Origin of the sequence: Spirosoma sp., from assembly GCF_026391055.1 — a bacterium.
GTDB lineage: Bacteria > Bacteroidota > Bacteroidia > Cytophagales > Spirosomataceae > Spirosoma.
Genome location: NZ_JAPLET010000026.1, coordinates 180,088 through 205,872 on the forward strand (window position 1 = coordinate 180,088; position 25,785 = coordinate 205,872).

A 25,785-nucleotide genomic window follows, 5' to 3' on the forward strand; every position below is an offset into this window, starting at 1 on the left:
AATGAGTTTATAGGTCATTTGATAGTTCCTGGATTGTCGGACGATAGTTGACAACCACTGACGATTCTATGACGATGAATTAAAAGTTCAGGTTTACGCCAAGTGTGTAGGTACGTGGAACCGGATAGTTCGAAAAGTCGACGCCCTGGCTCAGGTTACCGCCATCACCATCACCGGACCCGTTGCCGCTGGTCTCTGGGTTCGGACCACCCCAGTATTTAGTGAAAATATAAACCTGTTGGGCCGACGCATATACCCGTGCTGACTTGAATAGCTTGTTGACCGCCCCTATGTTGTACCCCAGTGTTATGTTTTTGATAGTAAAAAATGACGCATCCGCCAGGAATTGTGTACTGTTCCAGTCGCGCTCAATACCCGTAAAGTTCCCGCCATTGTTGGTTGCCCCAAACTGACCGGCTCCTGGCGTTATTACTTTAGTGGCCACGCCAACACCATTTGTTATGACGTTTTGAACGCGAAAACGGTCTTTTACGCCCTCAACCATGTTAAATACAGCGTCGAGATTGGCGGTGCTATACAAATGGCGAACCCACAACTGATTTCCATACGAGCCAGAGCCCGTAATCGAGAAATCAAAGTTGCCGTATTTCAGATCGTTCGTAATACCGTAGGTGAATTTTGGGAATGGGCTACCAATAATCGTGCGGTCATCGGCATCACCACCGTAGGTAATCACACCATCGCCGTTCACATCTTTCATTTTGATGGTACCAATGGCCGAACGGCCTGGAATGATTGGCGATGTTCTCAGCTCTTCAGCACTCTGATAATACCCTTCTTTAATCAAGCCATAGAACTGCCCAAAGGGCTTACCCACCTGCGTGATGTGGAACGAACCATACACCCGGTCAATACCCGGAGCCAGGGCTACAACCAGATTGCGGTTGAACGAGATGTTTGCGTTGGTATTCCATTTGAGCCGACCCGTCGTGTTTTTGGTTGTCAGCGAGAACTCATGGCCCCAGAACTTAATTTCACCAATGTTGTCATTAAAGTTTGTGAAGCCCGACTCCTGCGGAATTTGTACCGCATAAAGCAGATTGGTTGTCCGCTTCGTGTAGAAATCATAGATAAACTGGATACGATCGTTTAATAAACCCAGATCAAGACCTATATCAAACTGCTTGGTCGTTTCCCATCCTAAATTAGGGTTCGCCAGCGACGTCACAACGGCTCCTGTAGCCACCGTACTTCCAAACACGGCGTTTGTGGTGTTGTTAACCAGAGCATACGACGTGTAGTTACCAATGTTATTATTACCAATTACGCCGTAGCTGGCCCGTACTTTTGCAAACGAAACGGGCATAACTGATTTCATGAAATTTTCATCCGAGATAACCCAGCCCACCGAAGCTGACGGAAACGTACCATACTGGTTGTTCGCGCCAAATCGGGACGAGCCATCAGATCGAACAGCTGCCGTAAATAGATATTTTCCTTTGTAGTTATACGTCAGACGAGACAGGTAGGAAGTTAACGTCCACTGGTTGATACCGTTGTTTGTACCTCCCCGGTTGATATTGAGCGCTCCCTGAATGGTAGGCAGCCGGTCATCGGCATACGTATCGGCCTGAATCCGGTTAAACTCCTGTCGATACCACTGATTGGTAAAACCAGCTAGCAGTTCAAAATTATGATCGTTAAAGCTGCGGGTATATGTAGCCAGGTTTTCGTTCAGCCAGGATGTATTCTCCAGCCCCTGCCGAATAGAAACGGCCGTTGTCGGGATTGGCACGTTGATGGCACTCGTAGCCGTTGACGGGTTAAAGAAGAAGAACTTAGAGTTTTGGTACTCGATATTCATCGTCGACCGTAATGTCAACCCAGTGATCGGCCGATATTGTACATAAGCATTCGCCAGCAGGTTTGTGTTCTTGGTTTCATTGACCAGCTCATTAGCGGCCCGCACCCAGTTAGGATACTGGAAAATATTTCCCGTACTACCCGGAAAGGTATTGAACTTAGTCAATTGGCCACTGGCATCATAAATAGGCATAACTGGCCAAGTGTGCAGGGCGTTGAAGAGGATTCCGGTTCCCCGGTCGCCATCTGTCCGGGGTGTATTATCGTACACGTACGAAGGGGCTACGTTAAAGCCAATCGTTACCCGATCTGACAAGTTATAATTTGAGTTCAGACGCAGCGAATACCGTTTGTATTTGTTGTTCAATACGACCCCATCCTGATTAAAAATACCGGCAACCAACGATGTATTGGCTTTACCCGTATTATTGGAAATACTCAGGTTATAGCTCTGAAGGGGGGCCTCCCGCAGCAAAGCATTATACCAGTCGTTGTTTTTGCCTTCGTACTGCGACGGATTTTGAAACTCGACTGGCACAGCCTGCCCCTGGTCTTCGTAGTACTCCTTTTTAAACTGAGCAAACTGAACCGCGTCCAGCATTTTCACGCGACCGCGCATGGGCACTTTCTGTATGCCCGCAAACGTACTGAAACTTATGTTCGTCTGGCCGGGCTTTCCTTTTTTCGTTGTGATCAATACAACCCCGTTGGCTGCCCTGGAACCGTAGAGCGAGGTCGACGCGGCATCTTTCAGCACCGAAAGATCTTCGATCTCATCGGGGTTAAGCTGGGCAATGTTTCCCGTTATAGGGAAACCATCTACTACATAAAGCGGGTCGCTACCCGCCGAAACCGATACCTGACCGCGAATCCGGATACTTATTCCTTGACCCGGCTTACCGGTAGCCTGGTTGATTTGCACACCTGCCAGTCGGCCCTGTAATTTCTGGCCAATTTGAGACACGGGTAAATCTTTAATTTCTGCAGCACTAACGGTCTGAACGGCACCGGTAATCTCCTTCTTCAACTGACTACCATAGCCAACGACCACAACTTCGTTTAATGTCTGATCATCGGGCGTTAGTGTTACGGTTAGCGTAGTTTGGCCACCCACAACAGCTTCTTTTCGTGCGTACCCGACAAAGCTGAAAACCAGCGTTGAATTGGCGTTGGGAACGGAAATTTTAAAGCTTCCTGTTCCGTCTGTAGTTGTCCCCTGTGTTGACCCTTTTATAACAACACTTACGCCGGGCAACCCATCACCTTTCTCATCAATTACTTTACCTGACACGGTAATGTCCGTCGCGGCCTCTGCCAAACGATCCGGAGCATTGATAGCTACCAGTGCACTAACAGACCGCCCGCCTTCAGAAAGGGCCCCATTAGGCTGTTTTGCAGAACTTGCGAATGACTCTGCAATCACCATGGCCATAGCCATAGATAAATAGAATCTCTTCATGGTTTTTAGAGTAAGGAATAGGATTTTTAAGGTGACTCTATTTCAAAAAAAGTCAATTGAATAGCCAAATATTGATATTCGAGCTACTCGTACTTTCCCATACATACCCATAGAAGAGGGTAATCTTTATAAAATATAGTTTACACTTACTGCCTTTCTGACTTATCTAACTGATAATCAATAGAAGATCATAAATCCTGATAGCAGACATATTAATAAATTCTTATATGGAACGAGAACCCGTAGTTAATTAATGAATACTTCATCTACCAGTAATAGGGCGGTATTTCCTTTATTCGGATGCCAGTCAGGGATTTGCTTAAGCGGGTATGCCACAACCTTTAGGTACGAAACGGTTTGCGGGGAAAATGTACAGGTGATCGCTTTCAGTTCGTGGGTACTTTTTTTGGCAGGAAGCTCAGGTTTGAGCGTACCAAGTCGTTTCATTTGGTCCCGGCTGCTACCACCCCAAATCTCAACCAGACCGGGCGGAAAAATGCTCGTTTCTTCTTCCACCATAATTCGGAGGGAAACCGAACGTACGCTGACTGGCTTCTTAAATTCTGATACCAGCGCCATTTCGTTCTTTCGAAACCCCGCCCAGTTGTTGGCCCAAGCGGGACTATTGGCGTTGAAGGTACCTAGTTTACCATCGAAAAAGGTGTGTGCGCCGTCGGCTTGATGAACCGGGTTAAGCGGCAACAATAAATTTACGCTATCCGGTAGGTAAGAACCTTTGTAAAAGCTAAACGTAGCCACATCACTGCTAAACCAGCCCTGCTTATAAGCTTTAGCTTTGATTACAGTCGGTTTATCCAGAACCGTCTGCCCCGTAAACAGAGGGGAGTGGATGCTGTCGGGCTCGCTGCCGTCGGTAGTAAATCGGAGCTGAACATCCCGAATAGGGTGTTTCAGTTGCAAAGCCAGCGTCTTATTAAAGATGGTAGAGCTATTTTTAATTTGTGGTGGATTCAGTTTTATTGGTTCACTGCCCCCCCCGTCGAACCCACCGATAAACTGAATATTTTTGTGCTCTTTCTGTAACTGTGTGATCTGAACAGGCGTTAGTGCCGTATTCCAGACAGCTAGAGTTTTCAGGGATTTAAACGCACCGATCTGCTTTTGTAGATCGACGAACGTGACCTTCGTTCCTGCCAGCGACAACGTCTTCAGCTGGTCCAGAGAGGTCAGTTCAGTGATGCCGTTGCCCGTAATATCCGTAAAATTCAAATCCAATTTTTGCAGATTCTCAAACTTCCGAATTTGCCGCAAGGCCGCATCGGTCACGGGCATTTTATTAAGGTTCAGGTAAACGATCTGCTCTTTTACGGCATCCAGTTCGTCCAGTTTCTCCGGTTTGTAAGCTGCCCGATTGTATAGATTGACAGCCAGCGCGGGCGACTCTTTAGCCAGTGGGGCAACGGTGCGGTAATCGTCATTGAGTTTCTTTACCGTTTCCTCATCAGCTGCTTCAAAATCGAAGGTTTCAACGACCTGAACCGGCTTAAACAAAGCCGACGCTAAGAATCGTAACGAATCGGTGGCGGGCAAATCGACCACTCGCTTCTTAAACTCGGCGCGGCCTTTTACCCACAACGCCAGCAAGGTCAATTCCTGCGGGGTAAGCTGGCTCTTTCCCAGCGGTGGCATGTGCTTTTTTTCGTCGGATGGCAGATGAATCCGCTGCAACAGCAAACTAACCGCGGGCTGACCGGCCACCAATAACTTACCACTTTTGCCGCCTTTCAGGATCGACTCCATGCTGGTAAGATTCAGCTCTCCTTTCAATTTTCCGGGGTTATGACAGCTAACGCATTTCTGCTCAAAAATCGGCTGTATTACATCGTTGAATACCAGAGCCTGATCGAGCGAAACGGGGGCGGGTTTCAGTTCATTGCTAATGGGGGCGAACAGAAAGTTATCGCCGTGGGTCAAGGTAGCCCCGTAATGCCCTGCTGCAATCAAACACACGATGGTGGTTAGCGCGCCCATTCGGGCAATCCGGGCGTTATACCAGGCTTTATTCCGAATGGAGTAGACAAGTGCCGATGCGAAGAAAATACCCACGCCCGACCATTTGTGCCAGAACAACACCTGACCCGAATACCCATCTTCCTGCGCCAGAAAAAGCCCCATGATAACCGTAAGACCAGCCAGTAACGTGCCAATGAGCAGTAAATTGGCCAGAAAGTCCCGGTAAAACGTCGAACCCTCCGCTTGATTTTCAACAGGTTTAGCTCTAAAGCGAAACGCTTCCATGAGCATCGCCAGCAACAGAATGACGATGGGAAAATGAAGAAACAGCGGGTGCATACGCCCAACGGGCTGCAACCATACAGGCACAACAATCCGATCGCTAAAAAGCAGGATGAACAGGATAAAGATGACCAGAACAAATATTCCTTGTTCTGCGAACTTGACCAGCCGTTTATTCATGTTTAACAGGAATGTGTACCAAACAGACGGAAGCTGTTTGTGATAAAAACTCAACTAAAAAATATGGATCAATTAGCCATCGGCAAATTGCTGGAAGCGGTTTGATACAATGAGGTTAGGCGATAATGTCGTGGATCACTTTTCCGGACACATCGGTTAATCGGTACCGCCGACCCTGGTGTTTGAAGATCAGTTTCTCATGATTAAGCCCCAGTTGGTTCAGCACTGTAGCCTGGAAATCATGCACATGAACGGGGTCTTTAATGATGTTATAGCCTACATCATCGGTTTCGCCATACACCATACCGGGCTTGATACCCCCGCCCGCCATCCAGATGGTGAAGCAGCGCGGATGGTGATCGCGGCCGTAGTTCTCTTTGGTAAGCTTGCCCTGCGTGTAGCTTGTCCGGCCAAATTCACCGCCCCAGATAACCAGCGTTTCATCCAGCAAACCCCGCTGTTTGAGGTCGGTAACCAGCGCTGCCGATGCCTGATCGACGTCCTTAGCCTGTCTGGTTATCTCGAAGGGCAGGTTGCCGTGCTGATCCCATCCCTGATGATATAACTGAACGAAGCGTACACCATTTTCGGATAATTTTCGCGCCAGTAGACAGTTGGCGGCAAACGTACCGGGCACCAGACAGTCGGGGCCGTAGAGTTTAATGATATCGTCCGGCTCTTTCGACAGGTCCATCACTTCCGGCACGGCCGTTTGCATCCGGTAAGCCATTTCGTACTGCTTTACTTTGGCGGCTATTTCCGGATCGCCAAACTCCTGATACGACAGGTCATTGAGCTGAGCCAGATTATCGAGCATATCCCGCCGATCCTGTCGGCTCATACCTTCCGGGTCGCGCAGATAGAGCACCGGGTCTTCGCCCTTGCTAAACTGTACTCCCTGATGCACGGAATCCAGGAAACCGTTCGACCATAATTTGGAGTAAACGCCCTGCCCGTTACCGATACCCCGTGAGAGCAACACCGTAAAATTGGGCAGGTTTTTATTTTCATTCCCCAGGCCGTAGCTCAGCCAAGAGCCCATGCTTGGCCGGTTGCCCTGCTGCGAACCCGTCTGCAAAAACGTCAGGGCAGGGTCGTGGTTAATGGCCTCGGTGAACATCGACTTCACGATGCACAGATCGTCCACAATTTTGGCGGTGTACGGAAATAGGTCGCTGACCCAGGCCCGCGACTCGCCGTATTGCTTGAAGTCGACAAATGAACCCACCATCGGAAACTCCTTCTGGTTGGCCGTCATGCCCGTGAGTCGTTGCGTACCCCGAACGGAGGGCGGCAACTCCTGCCCCATCATTTCCCGCAGCTTGGGCTTGTAGTCAAACAATTCCTGCTGGGAAGGGGCTCCGTTCTGAAACAGATAGATGACCCGTTTGGCTTTGGGAGCGAAATGCGGGATACCAACTGTCAGGCCGTCCTCATCCGTACTACTTCCGCTGAAGAGGTCAGGGATTAACAACGAACCAAGCGCAGCACTACCCAGCCCTAAGCTAAGTCTGGACAAAAAACGACGTCGGTTAAAATTGAGGCCGTGTTCGAGAATTTCTTTTTCCATGACTCTCTTTTCGTTAACCCCTAATTCCCTTAAAGGGGACTTTCTCCTGACTATTCTCAACCCAAAGTTGCCTTTAGGAGAATTAGGGATATTTCAGGACTTTGTAATGGTTTCTTCGAGATTATAGATGGTTGTCATAACCCGCATCAGGGCGGCAAGCTTCACTTTGTCGATGTTGGCCGGAATTGGATACTCACCAACTGCCAGCGACTTATCGGCACTCGATCTGGTCGATTTCCCGAGTTCTTTCTTGTAATAATCACTGAGGATAGCGACTTCCTTCTCGTTCGGTTTTCGACTTACAATCAATCGGAATGCCTTTTCTATCTTGGCATTTACGTCTCCCCGTTCCTGCATCAGCCGGGCGGCCAGCACACGCGACGCTTCCAGTACGGTGGGATCGTTCATCATAACCAGCGCTTGTAGGGGCGTATTCGTTTTCAGCCGTTTTACTTCGCAGAGATCGCGGTTGCTGGCGTCGAAAATGGCCATTGACGGTGGCGGAACTGTACGTTTGATCAGCGTGTACATACCGCGCCGATACAGGTTTGGCCCATGATCCTGCGTGTACATCGACAGCAGGCCCCGCCCCGACGTTGCTCCTTCCCACAAACCGGCGGGTTGATAGGGTTTCACACTAGGACCGCCGATGGTGGGATTCAGCAACCCGCTGCTACTCAATACCAGATCCTTCACAAATTCGGCGTGGATACGATACCGAGGCCCTCGGGCCAATAACCGGTTGTCCGGGTCGGCAGCTAGTTTTTCGGGAGTGATTACGGCCGACTGGCGGTAGGTAGCGGAGGTCACCATCTGCTTCACCAGCCGTTTAATATCCCAGTTATGCTCCATAAAATCGACGGCCAGCCAGTCGAGCAGTTCGGGGTGGGAAGGCAGTTCACCCTGCATCCCGAAATCACCGGCTGTCCGGACAATGCCTTTCCCGAAGAACTCCTGCCAAAGCAGATTGACATATACCCTGGCCGTAAGCGGGTTCTTCTTATCGAACAACCATTTGGCGAGCCCGAGCCGGTTTTTGGGGTAGGTGGGGTCAAAGGGCAAGATGGCTTTGGGCGTTCCGGGCTGCACTTCATCACCGGGTGCATCGTACACTCCGCGCTTGAGAATAAATGTTTTCCGGGTCGTATCCAGATCACCCATCACCGACACGATCAGGCGGTTAGTGTCCCGTTTATTGACGAAGGACAGGATACTTTTTACGTCCTCATCACTGATTTCCATCAATGGTTTCTTGGCATAGGTATCCGGGCCGCCAATAACGGATTCGATACCCACCTCTTTCACGTTGTTGAAAAACGCAAAAAGCTGGTAGTACTCTTTGTGCGAGAATGGGTCGTATTTATGGTCGTGGCAATGGGCGCATTCGATGGTTACACCAAGTAAGCCCTTGCCAAACAGATCGTTCCGATCGGTCACGTACATAGTTCGGTACTCTTCGGGAATGACGCCCCCTTCTTCAGTGATTTTGTGATTTCGGTTGAAGCCCGTAGCCAGCAGTTGTTCTTTGTTGGCTGGTCCGCCGTCGCGGTTGGGCATCAGGTCACCGGCTAGCTGCCAGCTTACGAACTCGTTGTAATGCATGTTCTTGTTGAAGGCATGGATTACCCAATCCCGCCAGGGCCACTGCGTTCGGTAACCGTCGTCCTGATACCCGTGCGAATCGGCATACCGGGCCAGATCGAGCCAGTGCAGCGCCATTTTTTCCCCGTAAGCCGGGTTCTTCAGTAGCTGATCGACAACTTTTTCGTACGCATTAGCGCTCTTGTCTGCCAGGAAGCCATCCATTAATGCGAGTGTGGGCGGCAAGCCAACCAAATCCAGACTCAGCCGTTTGAGCAGCCGCTCTTTGTCCGCTTCTTCGTTTGGCGTTACGCCCTGCTGTTCCTGTTTTTGCAGGATAAAATAGTCAATTTCATTCCGGGGCCACTCGCCCAGTTTTACGGTTGGAACAGTTGGTTTTTTCGGCGCAACGAACGACCAGTGTTTTTCATAAGCCCCCCCCTGCTGAATCCATTTTTCAATCAGTTTTATTTCGCGGGCCGTCAGCTTTAAGTTCGACGAAGGTGGTGGCATCATAATCGACGTATCAGTCGAACTGATTCGCCGAAACACTTCGGATAGCTCGGGTTTTCCCGGCACCAGCGCGTGCGCCGACGGATGCTCTTTCAAGGCGGCATACGCACTTTCGGCCATATCGAGCCGCAAACCAGCTTCTCGCTTGTTGGCGTCCGGCCCGTGGCAGGCCAGGCACTTATCCGAAAGAATGGGCCGTATATCGAAGTTGTAGCTGATCGTTTCGGGGATGTTGTCGGACCGGCTCTGGTCGATCACCCGGCTGGACGAACTCGTTGAACAGGATTGCAGATAAACGACAATTCCGGCAATCAGTCCAATGATGTAGAAAGCACTTTTATGCATACCGAACAATTTGTTTAGAGCGAACGAACCAGGCCGCCGGAGCGACCGTCCGCTTTTATGCCAGCAACTCCATTACTGCTTTTCCCTTTCCATCTGGTGTCGAATAAAACGGCCTTTTTTCCACTTCGTAATGGGTGTCGGGAGCAATACCCAGCGCGTGGTAAATGGTCTGATGAATTCCATCGATGCGTATCGGGTTTTCGATTGTTTTACACGGGCGTTCGTCGGCTGTTTTGCCATAGACAAACCCTTTTTTGATTCCTCCGCCGAACATCAGAATGGAACAGCCATCGGTAAAGTGCCGGTGCATGCCGTAGAATTTCAGATCAGACAGAATCTCCGGCTGTTGAACCTGCTCGCGTACTTTGGCATCCGGTCGCCCTTCTACCATCATATCCCGGCTGAACTCGCTGGCCAGAATAACGATTGTGCGGTCGAGTTGGCCGGTTTTATCCAAATCCTTGATGAGCTGCGCAATCGGCCCGTCGATCTGCTTTTTCATATCTTCCAGGCGCGTATGTCCGTTTTCGTGGGTATCCCACCCTTTAAACGGCTCGTATTCAGTCGTGACGCTGATAAACCGGGCACCCTGTTCGGTTAGCCGACGAGCCAGCAAGCAGCCCAGCCCGAACTTGCCGGTATTGTAAATGTCATAGCTCGCTTTGGGTTCTTTGCTCAGGTCGAATGCTTTGGCTTCGGGCGAATTGAGCAGCATATACGCCTGTTCCATCGACCGTTTGAGGGACTCTTTCTGATAATCGCTCCCGAATTCGCCCATCGGTCCGCCACTAATCAGGTCGTTATACAGTTGATTCCGGCGCTCGAAGCGTTTGGCATCCATGCCCACCGGCGGCCGAACACTCTCCAGACCCTGACTTGGGTCGGGGATGAAGAACGGGCCGAATTCATTTCCCAGAAAACCAGCGGTATGAAAGGCCTTTAGCTCTTCGGCCTCGCCCACTGTGAACCGCTGCCCAATGTCGACAAAGGCCGGAATGACCGGATTTTTCGGACCCAGTTCCTTGGCAATCCAGGAGCCAAGGTGCGGAGCCGCTACGGTTTGGGGCGGCTCATACGAGGTGTGCCAATGGTATTGGTGGCGGGAATGCAGAATGTGCCCCATATCCGCAGCCACGTAGGATCGAATCAGCGTTCCCTTATCCATTACTTTGCCGATGGACTGAAGCCCGTCCGAAAAATGAATGCCGTCCAGCACGGTCGGAACCGATTTGAAGGTACTCAATACTCGGTTTCCTTCCATTCCTTTCTCGAAAGGGGTATACCGTTTAGGGTCGAACGTTTCTGTATGCGCCATGCCACCCGCCATCCAGAGCAGAATGACCGTATCGGCAGTGCCGGTTGTTTCACCCGGCTTACGCGTCCGGCTGCAACCCGATAACAGGCTCGACATGGGTGCTCCCGCTGCCAGGGCAGCCATGGTTGCGGCACTGGTTTTTTGTAGAAATTCCCGTCTATTCCAGTTCGTATTCATGTTATTTCCTGCTTAGAATCTAATGTACCACTCCGGCGTCTGAGGGCTGTACATCAGGTATTTATAAGTCATTAACTGGTCTTTCTTACTGCTTAGTATGTATACTGTCAGACGCTTTTGCGCTGTGAAAAGGCCCTGTCAGTAAATCAACTGAAACTCGGGGTGCAGGCTGATTGCCCATACCAAGTCCTGAATCCCCTCTGTGCTGGGGCTTTTGCCCACAATTTTCTGTGCAACGGCCATTTCATTGGGTCTTGGCTCCCGGCCCAGCGCTTTCCAGTAGAGATTTCGTACCAGCACATCCGACGTTGGGTAAGTAGCTTTCCATTGCTGAGCCCCACGCTTAAGGGCATCGTTGAACTTCTCCCCGTTGGTTAGCTCCAAAGCCTGCAACAAATTCGCCTGCGACGACCGGCTGGTACTGACCGTTTCGCGGTTCGGGCGCCCTAGGGCCGTTAGGAACGGGTCATTTTTAACCAGAGACGCCCGTGGAAAAGGCATTTCTTTTTTGAGTTGTTGCGGAAACTGTTTCTCTACAATCGATGTGTCGGCATAAACCGGGCTAAACGCCAGACTAACGGCATCGGCAAACTGCTCGGCAGTTAAGCGACGGCGTACCATACCCTGAAACACAAAGTTAGGCGCGGTAATCATGTCCGCTTCTTTAAGCCCGACGGAAGGAAGCTGATAGGTTTTCGACGTTAGAATGGTGTACATCAGTTTTTTGATATCATAGCCATTCGTAACGAAATCAGACGCCAGCCAGTCCAGCAGATCCTGACTCCAGGGGTCGTTATCCATCACATCGACTGGCTCAATGATTCCCCGACCCATCACCTGCGCCCAAATCCGGTTCACCACCGTGCGATACAGTCGACCATCTTTGGGCTGCACCATGAAATTGGCCAGTTCCTTGAGTCGTTCGTCGGTAGTTGCTTTACCATTGATGGTGCCCAGCTTTTCGAAGATGATGCGCGTATCAGCTTTTTTGCCTGTCGGCTTGTCGCAGCGATTGATCTCCAGAGTTGTATCGGCAAAGACGTTGGCAAAGGCATAAGCATCGGCCAGTTTCCAGTCGCTGATGAAACTATCGTGACACGAAGCACACTTGAGATTGAGCCCAAGCAGCACCTGCGATACATTTTGCGCGGCCTGCATTTCGGTTCGCTGGCTCGAATTGATGGTCCCCCTCCACTTGATTCCTTTTATAAACCCGGCCGATTCTTTGGTAGGGCTTACCAATTCCCGCACAAACTGATTATAAGGTTTGTTAGCTCTCAGCGAGTTATAAAGCCAGGAAGTAATGTCGAACCGGCCACCGGTTATGTAGCCCGTACCGGTATAATCATTGCGAAGGGCGTCGTTCCAGAAGGTTAACCAGTGCTGAGCGTAGTCGGTATTTCGGTTCAGCAGTTCCTTAACAAGAAGGTCACGTTTATCGGGTCGCTGGTCAGCAACGAATGTCTTGATCTGTTCGGGCGTTGGCAGTAAACCCACCACATCCAGGTAAACCCGGCGCATGTAGGTCCGGTCGTCAATGCTGTTTTTCCAGGTCAGTTTGTGCTGCTGAAAATAGACGTTCACGAACTTGTCGATGGGGTTGGTTATACCAGCTGGCGCATCGGGCAGTTCGGGTAAGCGGGGTTCCAGAGCCGCCACTCGGTAAATGCTTTTCTCGGGGCCACTTGGCCAGGGAGCGCCCTGCTTGATCCAGTATTCGAGCAACTCAACGTCGTGTTCAGACAGGCGTTTTCCCTTGGTTGGCATGGCCTCCTTATGACCGGCGGGGAGCTTGATCCGCCGGATGATGTCACTATCCTCGGGATGCCCAGCCACCAGAATAACGCCATCCTCGCCCCCTTTCATGACAAGCTCTTTCTTATCCAGCCGCAACCCTCCTTTGGTTTTCGTGGCACTGTGACAACTGTAGCAGTTATGCGCCAGAATAGACCGCACCTCCATATTCAGTTCACCAATCTGTTTATCACTCAGCGGTTGATTGACCGTGGCGAAGGCAAATTTGGTTTCGCCTTCCAAGGGTGAACTCCCGCCTTTGTCGAACGGCAGCACACTGCTCAGGTAGTCGTCGCCGTGCGTCAGCATGGCTCCGTAATGACCAGCCAGACTCACGCCCAATACGGTGGTCATTAATAACCCCCGGTATAAACTGGTCCGCCCGGAGCGCAGGGCGAAAACGGTCAATATGGCCAGGGTCATCGTTGCCAGACCCGACCATTGGTGAATGGTTACGGTGTTGCCGCCGTAATCGTCCTGATTGACCAGCAGCAGTCCCAGCGCAGCCGCCACTACCGAACTGATCGTACCGATCCAGACCATAGCACGAATACCCGCCTGTAATTCGGTCGATTTGCGGAACCAGCCAACTGCTTCGAGTATGAGTGCAATGCACAGTAAACTCACCGGAAAATGGACCATCAACGGGTGCAGACGGCCCAAGAACTGCCAAAGCCAAAATGTTTCAGTTAGTATAGTCATTACGTTGCAGTAATGGGTTAAGAAAAATAGGTTTATTCATACCGGTTCCGGCGAGTGATTTAGTCGCGTTAACGACGATCTGCGTACATCTCATCATTAACGCGACTGACTCAATCTGAATTATAATGAGCAACATCCACCCTCCCGGCTTATTGGTAACCCGCGTTTTGGGTTAGCTTACTGTTAATCAGAATTTGAGGTGCGGGAATGGGGAAGAAATATTCGAAGTCACTGTAGACATAGTCTAATGCATTAAACGCAATACCGCCCCGATCTACTGTTGGCTTTGCTTTTTCTCTGGCTCCGTGCGCATTCATGAAGGCAGTCAGTTCGGCGGGTGTCATGGTCCGTTTCAAATCAAACCAGCGATGGTTCTCAAAAGCCAATTCAACGCGTCTCTCCTTGAGCACGGCCGTTTTAAAGGCTGCTTTATCGAGACCATCCAACGCCTTGAGACCCGCCCGCGTACGTACCTGATTTACATACCCGTATGCTTCGGCCGTCGGACCCGATTGCTCGTTGATAGCTTCGGCCAGCATCAGCAGCACATCGGCGTACCGAAGGACCGGCCAGTTATTGTCCGTCCGTCCAGTGATGGTGTGCGGGTAGGTAAACTTTGTCACGTACGGAATAGGAACGACCGTACCATTCAGGGTATAGCTGGTTTTCAGCGAAGCATCCTTCCGCAGATCGCCGGGTTCATAGGCCGCAATCATGTCGTTGGTAGGGATATTCCGTCCGCCCGGCGTTGTATTGGCAAAGCCAGTCACGGCCCCTGCCGATAGCCTTGGTGCAAACGTGTAGGCAAACGTACTCCATTCGCCCAGGTCATTACCTCCCTGATATTGGATTTCGAACAGCGACTCAGGCCCGTTCTTTCTGGCCGGGTTGAAATTATCCGAATAGACGGCATTTAGCGAGTACCCGGTCACCTGTTTCAGCGTTGTTACGGCATCCCCGTATTTCTTCTGCGTCAAATACACTTTACCCAACAAGCCCAGAGCAGCCCCCTTGGTAACCCGCCCCAACTGAGATGCAGGAAAAGTGGCCGGTAGCAAGGGTACCGCTTCTTTCAAATCTTTTTCAATCTGCGCCCACACATCGGCCTGGGGCGATCGAATCAGCTCAAACGCTTTATCGGGCTTATCCAGCGTCGACGTAACCAGCACGACATCCCCGAAATACTGGACCAGGTGAAAGTAGAAATAAGCTCTCAGGAATTTCAACTGTCCTTCGATGGGCGCTTTGACGGAGGCATCGAGCGTACTGGCGGCTAACTTTTCCAGCGTGTAATTGGTATTGTACAGCGCGGAATAATACAGGTTCCAGACGTTGGCAATTTCGCCATTTCCCTGATTGACCGTCGAGAACTCGAAGGCTTCCCAACCGGCTGCTCCCCCGCGATCGAGCGGGTTAAAATCGAGCGTGGTGTTGTCGGATGGAAACTCCTGAAAGATATAGGCTGCATTAGTAATGTTCTGCAACTGGCCATATACACCATTTAGCGCCTGCAAAAACTGCGTTTCGTTTTTATAAAACAGGTCGGTGCCAATACGAGTCGGATCGGTAGTGACCAGCAAATCATCACTGCACGAAAACTGACCCAGGCAAAGAAAAAGAGTTGCGATAAGAAGTTTATTTTTCATGTTCGTGGCGATTAAAAGTTCAGTTTGATACCGGCAGCATAAGTTCTGGGAACCGGATAAGACTCATCGTCATTGTTCGGCTCGGTCGTGCTTCGGACACCTGCATCCGGATTATTGCCAGGGTACTTTGTGAAGATCAACAGGTTGTTACCCGTCACGAAAACCCGTGCGTTGCTCAGGATTGATTTGAACTTGGGGAAGTTGTAGCCAATTGTAACGGTTTTCAGCCAGACGTAGCTGCCGTCATACACATACCGGTCGCTGCTCTCGCGCGACCATTTAAAGTAGCTGGTACCACCCTGCGCGTGTACATCCGTTGGATTGGTTCCCTGATTGGTAGCCGACCGCCAGCGATCTTTGGCCTTGTCAAGTACGTTGAACACGCCGTCCATATTCATGGTCGAAGCCTCAATGTTGCGGTAAATATCGAAGTCCTGCGCACCGAGGAACATAAGGTTTACATCGAACCGTTTGTAATCAGCGGCAAAAGTCCAGGCCCAGGTAAAGGCCGGATTTGGATTACCGATTTCGACCATATCCTGGGTGTCGTACGAAATAACGCCATCGCCGTTGGTATCCGCGAACTTCATCCCGCCCGGAATAACCCCGTCCTGCTTGGGTGCTGCGTCAATTTCGGCCTGCGTGTTGAAAATGCCCAGCTTTTTATAGCCATAGATCATACCCACCGGGCGACCCACTTTCTGAACGTTATAGCCTCCATAGAAGCTGCCGTAATACAGCGCGTCATTCGCTCCTTTGATGGCCAGAATCTTATTGCGGTTAAAGCTGATGTTGGCGTTGCTGCGGAAGTTGACCTGGCCAATGGTAGTCCGGAATTCGGCACCCAGCTCAAACCCATGGTTCTCCACTTTACCAATGTTATCCAGACTGGTCGTAAAGCCTGATACCGACGGAATGGAAACCGGCAACAGCATGTCATTGGTAATTTTCCGGTAGTATTCGGCATTGAAAATCAGCTTGCTATTGAACAGAGCCAGATCCAGACCGATATCCAGTTGATTGGATTTTTCCCATTTCAGCTCCTGATTGGCAAAAGAACTGACCACTTTACCAGCGGCAAATGAGTTACCCAGAATGTAGTTGTTGGCCCCTACGAATGCCAGACTTGGGTAGTTACCAATGTCGTTATTACCCGTTACGCCCCAACTGGCCCGAAGTTTAAGATCGCTAAGCCAGGCGGTTTTTGGCATAAACGATTCTTCGGTAATACGCCAGCCAATAGAAGCCGCCGGAAAATCGCCGTACTTGTTCTTCGCCCCGAATCTAGAACTTCCCTCCCGCCGAAAAGATGCGGAGAGCAGGTATTTGTCCTTGTACGAATAGTTGACGCGACTCAAATAGGCCAGCATACTCCAGCCAAATTCAGTGGAAGAAGCTGATCGAATGGATGCAGCTCCCAGAAACGGAACCAGGTCATCCGGAAACGTATTGCCCGTACCCGTAAAGCCACGTACTTTTTCCTGCTGAGCGGTATAGCCCACCAGAACATCCAGACTATGATTGGCCGACAGTTGCGGCTTATAGGTAAGCAGCTGATCCAGCGAGTAGTTGGTTAGCTCTTCCGTATTGTCCGTTTCAGTAGCAATCCGTGGGGGCGCTCCCGCCGTACCGGATGCTACCGGCAGGCCAATGGTCGATGGCACATATTCCTTGAAGGTATTGTTCGTCAGTTTTACGTTGGCGGATGTTCTGAACTTGAAATTCCGCAGGAAAGACAACTCGATAAATCCATTGGTCAACAGATCGGCAATGTTCCGTTTCCGGTACACGTTTTCCAGCATGAACAGCGGATTGGGGAAGCCGAAAACGCCATCGACTCCATTGATGTATGGAATCAACGACCCATCCGGATTATAGGGGGTAGCCCGTGGGTCCATCAGTAAAGCGCCACCTACCAGGGCACTTCGTCCGTCTGTATTAGCCAGATTCTGACGGGTATAGGTCCCGTTAATATTGAGGCCAACGTTGATGAATTTATTGACCTGCCCTCCCAGATTGGAGCGAACGGAAATACGGTCATAATTCGTCTTTTTAACAGTCCCTTCTTCTTTGTAATACCCCACCGAAATCAGCGATTTTATAGGGCCGGAACCGGACGAAATGGTCATATTCAGATCCGAATAAGGGGCATTATCATTCATGATAAGGTCAAACCAGTTGGTCGAGTATTTGGTCTGTTCCGGAAAGCGATAGCCAATCGGAACTTCGCTTTCGGCGGGTTCCCGATTCTGGAGAATGCGAATCTGATCCATAAAAATGTCCTTCTTGAACTGGGCAAATTCAGGACCGGTCAGCATGGTTACCCGTCTGGATTTTGGCACCGACTGAATCCCGTAATCGAGCGACAGATTGACATTTACCTTCCCTTCTTTGGCCTGTTTGGTCGTAATAAGTACGACACCGTTAGACCCTCTGGCGCCGTAGATAGCGGTAGACGCTGCGTCTTTCAGAACGGTGACACTCTCAATATCATTTGGATTCAGGTTCTGCCCAACCGATGTACCGACGGCAAACCCGTCGATAACGTACAGCGGATTACTGCCGGCCCCCAGCGAGCCAATACCCCGCACCCGAACTTCAAATACGCCACCTGGTGTACCGCTTTTCTGCTTGACAACAACCCCTGGAGCGCGTCCCTGAAGAATTTGGTTTGGGTTATTGGCGGGCTGCTCGCCAATATCCCGCATGTTAATAACCGAAACAGCTGAGGTTAAATCCTGCCGACGCTGCGAACCGTAGCCCACCACGACCACTTCATTGAGCGTTTGATCGTCCGGAATCAGGGAAACGGTTATCGACGTTTGATTGCCGATCAGAACTTCCTTTTTTTGATAGCCCACAAAACTAAAAACGAGCGTAGCCGCCGAGTTAGGCGCCGAAATTCGGTACGCCCCCGATCCATCCGTTGTAGCGCCCTGTGTTGATCCTTTCAGAACGACACTAACGCCCGGCAATCCGCTTCCTTTTTCGTCAATTACTCTCCCTGTCACAATAATTTCAGCGACTTTCGGATCGCTACTCGTTGAGTGCTGCGCAGAACTCGCCAGCGCCACCGGCTCCATTATACGGGGCGGTGAGCTGCCTTTACTGACTCCCTGTCCAAAGGCATGGCTTGCACAACAGCCAGCTAATACACTAAAGGCAACTAACTGATAGAGCTTTTTCATAGTGTTATTATTAAAGGGTTTAGCCTGAGTGTAACTGCTTAAAAACAGACAACTCATTAGCCAAATATTACTATCCACGCAGGAGTCACTTTCCTATACCTACCTACTTTTTAATAGTTATTTAATATTTTTTATCTAATAAATGCCAATAGAGCCTCTAAGGCTAGTTTTTATAGTCGAAAAGATCATACCTGTCTACAGCGGCTGCTTAAGGTCATGATCATGGGCTAGTTATACGCGTATCGTCCTTCTGCTCAAACAGGCGCTCTATCCGTAGATAAAGGGGCGTGTTTGAGCAGAAGGACGATGGGACGGGTATATATGAAAGGTGTTAAAACGACCAGAGAACACACAGGGAGTATCATAATCTATCCGTCTTGTTTCATAAAACTGATAGTAACTAAACCCACTCTTTGTACTTTCTTATAGGTCACCTACAAGCATCACTTTATAAGAGACGAATACATTATGCTGTATCATATCAAAATTAATGATTACTCAAATACGCCAAAGTACCAGCAGATTTACAACTCAATTGTTGAGGGCATTGAGAATCAAGACATTTTGCCAGGCGATAAACTGCCCTCTATTCATGAGGTCTGCGCCGAGTTTGACGTAGCAAAGGGAACGGTAGAGCGGGCTTATGAACTCTTGAAGGAGAAAGAGATAATTGGTGCCGTAAAAGGGAAAGGATTTTACATCAACTACACCAAAACCGGAAAAAATCTCAAAATATTCCTCCTATTCAATAAGCTAAGCGCCCACAAGAAGATCATTTACGACTCTTTCGTCGAGTTGTTAGGGCCGGGGGTAGCCATTGATTTTTTCATTTACAACAATGACTTCCGCTTGTTTCGGGACTTGATTCAGCGGCAGGCCCGAAACCATACGCACTACGTTATTATCGGCCATTTTTTCGAGGGGGGTGACAAAGCCGATGAGTTGATTAATAGTCTACCGAAGCATAAACTGGTTATTCTGGACAAACTAATGGAGGGCGTTTCGGGGCAATATGCCGCTGTGTTTCAGAACTTCGAGAAAGATGTTTACCAGGCCCTTACTGAAGCCCTTCCGCTTTTGAAGAAATACACGACCCTTAACATTCTCTTTCCGCACTACACCTACCACCCCAAAGCCATTTTGAATGGTTTTTATAAGTTCTGCTTCGAGCACGGTTTCGAAACACGCGTGATCAACGACATCAACCATGAGGTGATTCGTCCGCAGAACGCCTATATTAATTTGATGGAAGAGGACTTGGTCGAACTCATTAAGCGAATAAAAACCACGCCTTATATCGTTGGGCAGGAAGTAGGCATACTGTCTTACAATGACACGCCTTTGAAGGAATTTTTGCTGGATGGCATTACGGTTATCTCTACCGACTTTGCCCAGATGGGCCGAACGGCCGCTCAGTTGGTACTAAACGCCAGCGTTGAACACGTAGAGAATCCATTCCATCTGGTTATCCGAAAATCCCTTTAACCGTGATTTTTATGATTTTTCTGACCGACTATGGTTTTTAAAGATAGCTTTCTCTGAAAGCAAAATCATAGTCGGTCAGAAAAATCATAAAAATCACGGTTCGGATTAATAGCGTACTACCTTAAATTTAGAAATACCCCCGTCGAAGCGGATAAGCATTTTCTTCTTGGCCGCGTCGTAGCCGGGACTAACGAACTCTCCCCCGCCTACACTGGTAAAATCATCCAGTTGCTCAATGTTCAGGGCACCATCTTTTTTAATACGACACCCCACTTCTTTAGGAACCCGAACGGTGACGGAAGCGGCTCCTACGTCCAGTTTTACGTCAGACTGGTCAGCTTTAGCGCCCAGTTTGAGGTCTAGTTCAGCGGCTCCAACGGCTAATTTCAGGCTTCTTACCGCATAGGCACTCAAATCCAGATCGCCCTGCCCAGCGCCCAGGGCGACATCCATTGTCCAGACGGGCGTTGTGTTCAAGTGTACATCGACCCGGTTTTGATAGTCGCCGTCTTTCAGGTCGATGTTTTGTTTATCCTCCGTTGGCTTCAACTCAATGGTTGGAATGTGCGTCGTTTCGTCGCGGTCTACCGACATGGAGTAGCTCCCAACCGTCTGTTTGGTATCGGCCTTAATCAGTTCGGTAGTTGGGTCGCTGATGATAAACCGACCTGCCCCACCCGACAACTTTAACACAGCCTCCCGGGTATCGGCGCTCATGGGCTCGACAAAGGTTGAAGAGGTTTCTGTACGATCTGCATCCCGACGGTCTCGCTCAGACCGATAATTCTCTTCGTTGTCGTTATTCCCGTTGTCATCATCCGAATCATCGTCATCGCCATCCGAATAGTTACGATCGTTGTCATCATCGTCATGGTTCCAGCGCATATGGAAACCATCTCGATCCCGGTCATGCGCGAAAAAGCCAAACAACGTAGTTGGTACGGCCACAGCCAGCATGACCGTTGTAATGAAAGCGGCTGGGTTACCACGGCGTTCTAAAATCAGATTGACACCGGCTAAAATCAGCAGAACGGGCCACAGATTTACCAATGAGTGCCAGTCAACATCGAGCCACCCTGCCCGCCGGGCCAGGAAAAGAACACCCAGCGTGAGCAGAAATATGCCCCAGAATAATCCGTTAGTACGTTTCATAAGAATGGTAAGATGTAAGATGTATGATATAGGGTCGGGGCCGCCCCGACCCTATATCATACATCGTTTATAGGGTTCCGTTATTGGGGTCGTTTGGGGTAGGGTCACTCTTGTAAGGATCACTTTTGTAGGGGTCGTTCTGATTGTTGTCGAACGGGGTTTTGATCCGATCCCGGAAAATCAACCACAAACCAATGGCTATCAAAATGAAGGGCCACAAATCGCCGAAACTGATGTCGAAATAGCGGTCAATCAGAAACAGAACACCGAGTAAAATCAGGACAGCTCCACCAACAAGGCTACGGTCGGGCGATGCAGGTTTATTAGGATTGTAAGGATTCATGGAGAAAACAGGGTTTGCGTAAATAGTTGATTGAGCCGCAGAACCCGCGAAACGACGTTCTGGTAATGCGATCCACAAGATAACATAAATGATGAAAGCCGGGAAATGAGGTAGAAAAATCCCAACCACAAAAAGCACACGCACCAGGGTGCGATCAATTCCAAAATAGTCGGCTAAACCAGCGCAGACGCCCCCAATCTGGGCCTGGTCTGCTATACGTTCTAATCTCTTGTTCATGGCTTCTAGTGTCTAAAACCGATGTAAACCTAGCAGATGAACGTGTCCTGTGGAAGGATAATAGGAAGAATGGACGCGCCTATGGATAGATGTATGTTTTCAATGATAGTAGGTAATACATAGTAGTGGGCTCACTCCTCCTCTATCGCTTCCAGAATATCCATTAATTCGCCGAACTCTTTGTTGCCGGGTTGTTCCTCCACTCCTCCGCTTAGGGCAATGCCTTTCACAGACAGATCATCGAGTAGCTGATGAACGTTTTCGACGGATATGCCGGTACCCAGCAGGATGGGGTAGCGAGACGCCTGCCGTTTCAGAAGTTGCTTTACATCGTCATCCAGATGCATAGGGCCGTTGCTTTCGAGCAGGACATAATCGGCATTGGCCGCCCCTGTTTGCAGGATTGTATCGAGCTGGTCGAAGGTGACTTGAGCGACATCAATCCGTAAGATAAACCGGAGCTCATCTTCCGTAGTTGTCAGCGTACTTAGGTAGGGTAATAAAGCAGCTTCATCGACCTGCAACAGGTCGGGCTGGTAAGCGCTTAGCAACTCTTCGATTATTTCAGGATCGGTCGAGGTGGTTTCGCCAACAATCTGCACCCCCGCTACCCAACCCCGTATTTCGGCGAACTTTTTCGGGTCAACGTAGTCCGGCGAGTCAGCATCCATCGAAAAGCCAAGCATATCGACACCCATGCCTGCACAGTAGCGGGCATCGCTTAAGTTCGTAACGTTCGAGATTTTGACCAGCGTTTTAAGGGCCATAGAAGTAGGTAGTAATAAAATTTTGTTTAACAATCCGTAATCGCAAAGTTACAGACAGACCATCATTCTATCACCCGCACTTCGTCCGGATTGTTCATCAGCGGACAGCCATGTACGATTTCGGACAAACCACATTTTATAGAATCTGCGTCTGCAAGCTGGATAGGCTGTTTATGAGAGTTGGCAAAGCATTTGTTCTACAAAAGTTAATCTTATTCTTTTCAGCATGAAACGAACATACCTGGGTGAGTTTGAAGAACTGGTTTTACTGACGGTCGCGGTCCTGCACGAGGGAGCTTATGGAGTTGCTATCACCGACGAGCTGGAACGGCAAACCGGTCGCTCGGTGAGCATCAGCGCCGTTCACGCGGCCTTACATAGGTTGGAAGAGAAAGGCATGCTCAAATCGCAGATGGGGGAAGCGACCGCCGAACGCGGTGGCCGACGGAAACGACTGTTTTCGGTTACCGCGCTGGGAAGCCGCGCGTTGCACGATATTCGGGCTATGCGCGACCAGTTGTGGGAGTCGATTTCGCCAAATGTCTTACCGACCCTTAGTATATGAACGCATCGCAACCACCCCGCTGGGCCGACCGGCTCCTCGAATGGTTCTGCGCCCCACATCTATTAGAAGAGGTGCAGGGCGATTTGCATGAGCGATTTACCCGAGAATTACACGTGATGGGTACTCGACGCGCAAACCATAATTACTGGGTCAACGTATTGCGCTTTGTACGTCCGTTTGCCCTGAAACGCCAACCCGAACGCTATCCTTCAGTCTCTTTATTCAGTCCGGCTATGTTCCAGAACTATCTCAAAATTGCTTTACGAAACCTCGCCCGCAACAAGGCGTATTCGGCCATTAATATCATTGGGTTGAGCATTGGTCTCTCAGCGGCCATGCTGATCATGCTGTATACCAAAGACGAAGTTAGTTACGACCGGTTTCATGCAAATAATCCATCTATTTACCGGATCACCAGCAAATCGCTGACACCCGCCGGTATTGTTGAGCAATTACAGCCCTATACCGGTGTTTTTCCAGGGCCAAAATTCCATGAGGGCGTCCCGGAAATAACAGCCTTTGTACGGTATCGGGAAAACCATCGGGATATGAAGGAGGGCAATGACATAAAAAGCCAGTCCGTTCATTACGCCGACACGAACTTCTTTTCAATATTCACCTTCCCGCTCCTGAGCGGCAACCCAAAAACCGCATTGCAAAACCCACAATCGGTTGTCATATCGGAGGACGTTGCGGAGAAAAACTTCGGGACAACAAACGCACTGGGCAAGACGCTGTTTTTCAGGCGGGATGAGCGATTTGAACCCTATACGGTGACGGGCGTGGCTAAGAAAAGCCCCCAAAACTCGTCCATCAAATTTGACGTGCTCATGCCCCTCGTGATCGAGGCAGACGAGATGGCTAATAATGAAAACTGGTTCAGTGTCTTTATGAATACGTTTGTGCTGGTTAGTCCGGGAGCCAACCTGAAAGCGGTAGAGGCAAAAATGAATCGGGTCTATGTGGCCGATGCCCGGGAAAGCATTAAAATTGTTGCTAAAAAGTACGGTATAACGGGCAGAACGGTGTACACACTTCAGCCCTTCACCGACATGCACCTGAGCAAAGAGCTACCAGCCAGCAACGGACTTGTTGACGAGAGCAATCCCACTTTTTCGTACATCCTATCGGGTATTGCGCTGTTCATCCTGCTGATCGCCTGTATCAATTTTGTCAATCTTACCGTAGCCCGCTCCCTGAAACGAGCCAAGGAGATAGGTGTCAGGAAAGTGGTGGGCGGAGCCAGAACCCAACTGATTATCCAGTTTCTGGGCGAGTCGTTCTTACTTTGTCTTGTTGCGTTCCTGCTGGCTATCGGCCTGATTGAACTGGCCCTGCCTACGTTTAATCAACTCGCCAACAAAGCCCTCGCACTCTCGTATCTGTTTGATGTTAAGTTGGTGGCCGGGTACATTATCCTGTTCATGGTCACGAGTCTGTTGTCCGGTTTCTACCCGGCGCTTATTCTGTCGGGCTACAATCCGGTTCAAACGCTGTACAGCCGGTTCAATTTGTCGGGTAAAAACTACCTGCAAAAATCACTGGTCGTACTTCAGTTTACGCTGGCCTCGTTTCTGATCATTGCTTCCCTGACCATTTATTCACAATTCAATTTCCTGACAAGTAAAGAGTTGGGCTACGACGATAAAAATCTGGTCATCATCGATAAATCGAACTTAGCGCGCAACGAAGCCAACCTATTGAAAGAAGAGTTAGAGAAAAACGGGAACATCATTGGTATCGCCCCTAAAAACGGCGGTCGATGGGGAACAGTAGCCAAAATAAACGGCGAAACGCAAGTCAATTTTGCTTACGAAACTGTTAACGAATCCTACCTTCCGCTCTTTAAAATACCCATTTTGACCGGGCGCAATTTCTCCCCAGCCTACCCATCCGACTCGTCGCACTCGGTATTGGTCAACGAAACGTTCGTGAAAGAAGCAGGCTGGAAAAACCCCATTGGTCAGGTCGTCGATTTCTGGTTCAGAAACGAAAAATACACCGTCGTTGGCGTGGTAAAAGACCATCATTACGAGTCGTTGAGCGAAAAAATAAAGCCGCAATTATTTACCATGAAAGCCAGCAATCCGTATGGTGTAGTCTATATAAAAATCAAACCCAATACGGAGACGGCCAGCCTTCGGCATATCGAGAAGGTTTTCAAAAAACTCTTCCCACTCAATCCCTACTCGTATCAGTTTTTAGATCAGGAAAACCTGAAACGGTACGAGTCGGAAGCCAAGTGGAAACAGATGATGCTCTTCGGAGCCATTCTCACCATCTTCATTTCGTGCATCGGGCTCTTCGGCCTGGCGACACTCTCAGCCGAGCGACGCACCAAAGAGATTGGTATCCGGAAGGTACTGGGCGCATCGGTTGGCAGTGTCGTTCAGCTCTTATCGACAGACTTTCTGAAACTGGTTTCGCTGTCATTCATCTTCGCGTTCCCTGCCGCCTGGTACGCCATGAATGAATGGCTCAGTAACTACCCCTATCGAATCAGCATCGGCGTCTGGATGTTCCTGGCTACGGCATTCATTGCCATAACCATCGCTTTCTTCACGGTGGGCTGGCAGTCAGTACGAGCCGCCACGATCAACCCGGTAAAGAGTTTGAAAGCTGAATAAGTGCATAATTATCCCTTCCCTAAAGGGGAGCATTCAAAGTGGATTTTCTCTCCTCTAGG

The 25,785-nt window shown here is 49.7% G+C and carries 14 protein-coding genes; 3 read left to right on the forward strand and 11 right to left on the reverse strand.

The window, feature by feature from the left end; all coding sequences use genetic code 11:
* Positions 1–79: 79 nt before the first annotated feature.
* The 8 genes from NT073_RS23955 to NT073_RS23990 all read right to left on the reverse strand — a co-directional run bounded on the left by NT073_RS23955 (position 80) and on the right by NT073_RS23990 (position 18,550).
* On the reverse strand, positions 80–3,283 hold the full coding sequence (locus tag NT073_RS23955) for a TonB-dependent receptor (protein WP_297378727.1): 3,204 nt from the start codon (positions 3,281–3,283) through the stop codon (positions 80–82).
* A 246-nt stretch (positions 3,284–3,529) separates the two neighbouring features.
* A complete protein-coding gene (locus tag NT073_RS23960; protein WP_297378728.1) occupies positions 3,530–5,719 on the reverse strand; it encodes a c-type cytochrome domain-containing protein in 2,190 nt (729 codons plus the stop codon).
* Positions 5,720–5,834: 115 nt separating this feature from the next.
* Entirely contained in the window at positions 5,835–7,289 is a 1,455-nt protein-coding gene (locus NT073_RS23965; RefSeq protein WP_297378730.1) for a DUF1501 domain-containing protein, read from the reverse strand.
* Between the two features lie 93 nt (positions 7,290–7,382).
* On the reverse strand, positions 7,383–9,728 hold the full coding sequence (locus tag NT073_RS23970; protein ID WP_297378732.1) for a PSD1 and planctomycete cytochrome C domain-containing protein: 2,346 nt from the start codon (positions 9,726–9,728) through the stop codon (positions 7,383–7,385).
* Positions 9,729–9,783: 55 nt separating this feature from the next.
* Positions 9,784–11,220: a DUF1501 domain-containing protein gene (locus NT073_RS23975; protein WP_297378734.1), complete on the reverse strand. Its 1,437-nt coding sequence runs from the start codon at positions 11,218–11,220 to the stop codon at positions 9,784–9,786.
* A 138-nt stretch (positions 11,221–11,358) separates the two neighbouring features.
* Positions 11,359–13,716: a DUF1549 domain-containing protein gene (locus tag NT073_RS23980; RefSeq protein WP_297378736.1), complete on the reverse strand. Its 2,358-nt coding sequence runs from the start codon at positions 13,714–13,716 to the stop codon at positions 11,359–11,361.
* Between the two features lie 149 nt (positions 13,717–13,865).
* Positions 13,866–15,362, reverse strand: a complete 1,497-nt coding sequence (locus tag NT073_RS23985; protein ID WP_297378738.1) for a RagB/SusD family nutrient uptake outer membrane protein — start codon at positions 15,360–15,362, stop codon at positions 13,866–13,868.
* Between the two features lie 11 nt (positions 15,363–15,373).
* The gene (locus NT073_RS23990; RefSeq protein ID WP_297378741.1) at positions 15,374–18,550 is read right to left on the reverse strand and encodes a TonB-dependent receptor; all 3,177 of its coding nucleotides are present in this window, start codon (positions 18,548–18,550) and stop codon (positions 15,374–15,376) included.
* A 468-nt stretch (positions 18,551–19,018) separates the two neighbouring features.
* Between NT073_RS23990 and NT073_RS23995 the strand changes: the two genes are divergently transcribed.
* Entirely contained in the window at positions 19,019–20,035 is a 1,017-nt protein-coding gene (locus NT073_RS23995) for a GntR family transcriptional regulator (RefSeq protein ID WP_012925556.1), read from the forward strand.
* Positions 20,036–20,140: 105 nt separating this feature from the next.
* Here NT073_RS23995 and NT073_RS24000 read toward each other — a convergent pair whose 3' ends face one another.
* From NT073_RS24000 to NT073_RS24010, 3 genes are all read right to left on the reverse strand, one after another.
* Positions 20,141–21,187, reverse strand: a complete 1,047-nt coding sequence (locus tag NT073_RS24000) for a DUF5668 domain-containing protein (protein WP_297378743.1) — start codon at positions 21,185–21,187, stop codon at positions 20,141–20,143.
* A gap of 67 nt (positions 21,188–21,254) precedes the next feature.
* A complete protein-coding gene (locus NT073_RS24005; protein ID WP_297378745.1) occupies positions 21,255–21,767 on the reverse strand; it encodes a PspC domain-containing protein in 513 nt (170 codons plus the stop codon).
* 131 nt (positions 21,768–21,898) lie between these two features.
* The gene (locus NT073_RS24010) at positions 21,899–22,534 is read right to left on the reverse strand and encodes an N-(5'-phosphoribosyl)anthranilate isomerase (protein ID WP_297378747.1); all 636 of its coding nucleotides are present in this window, start codon (positions 22,532–22,534) and stop codon (positions 21,899–21,901) included.
* A gap of 226 nt (positions 22,535–22,760) precedes the next feature.
* Between NT073_RS24010 and NT073_RS24015 the strand changes: the two genes are divergently transcribed.
* Entirely contained in the window at positions 22,761–23,099 is a 339-nt protein-coding gene (locus tag NT073_RS24015; protein WP_297378749.1) for a PadR family transcriptional regulator, read from the forward strand.
* Positions 23,096–25,726, forward strand: a complete 2,631-nt coding sequence (locus NT073_RS24020) for an ABC transporter permease (RefSeq protein WP_297378752.1) — start codon at positions 23,096–23,098, stop codon at positions 25,724–25,726. The genes NT073_RS24015 and NT073_RS24020 overlap by 4 nt, the downstream gene beginning before the upstream one ends.
* The last annotated feature ends 59 nt before the right edge of the window (positions 25,727–25,785 follow it).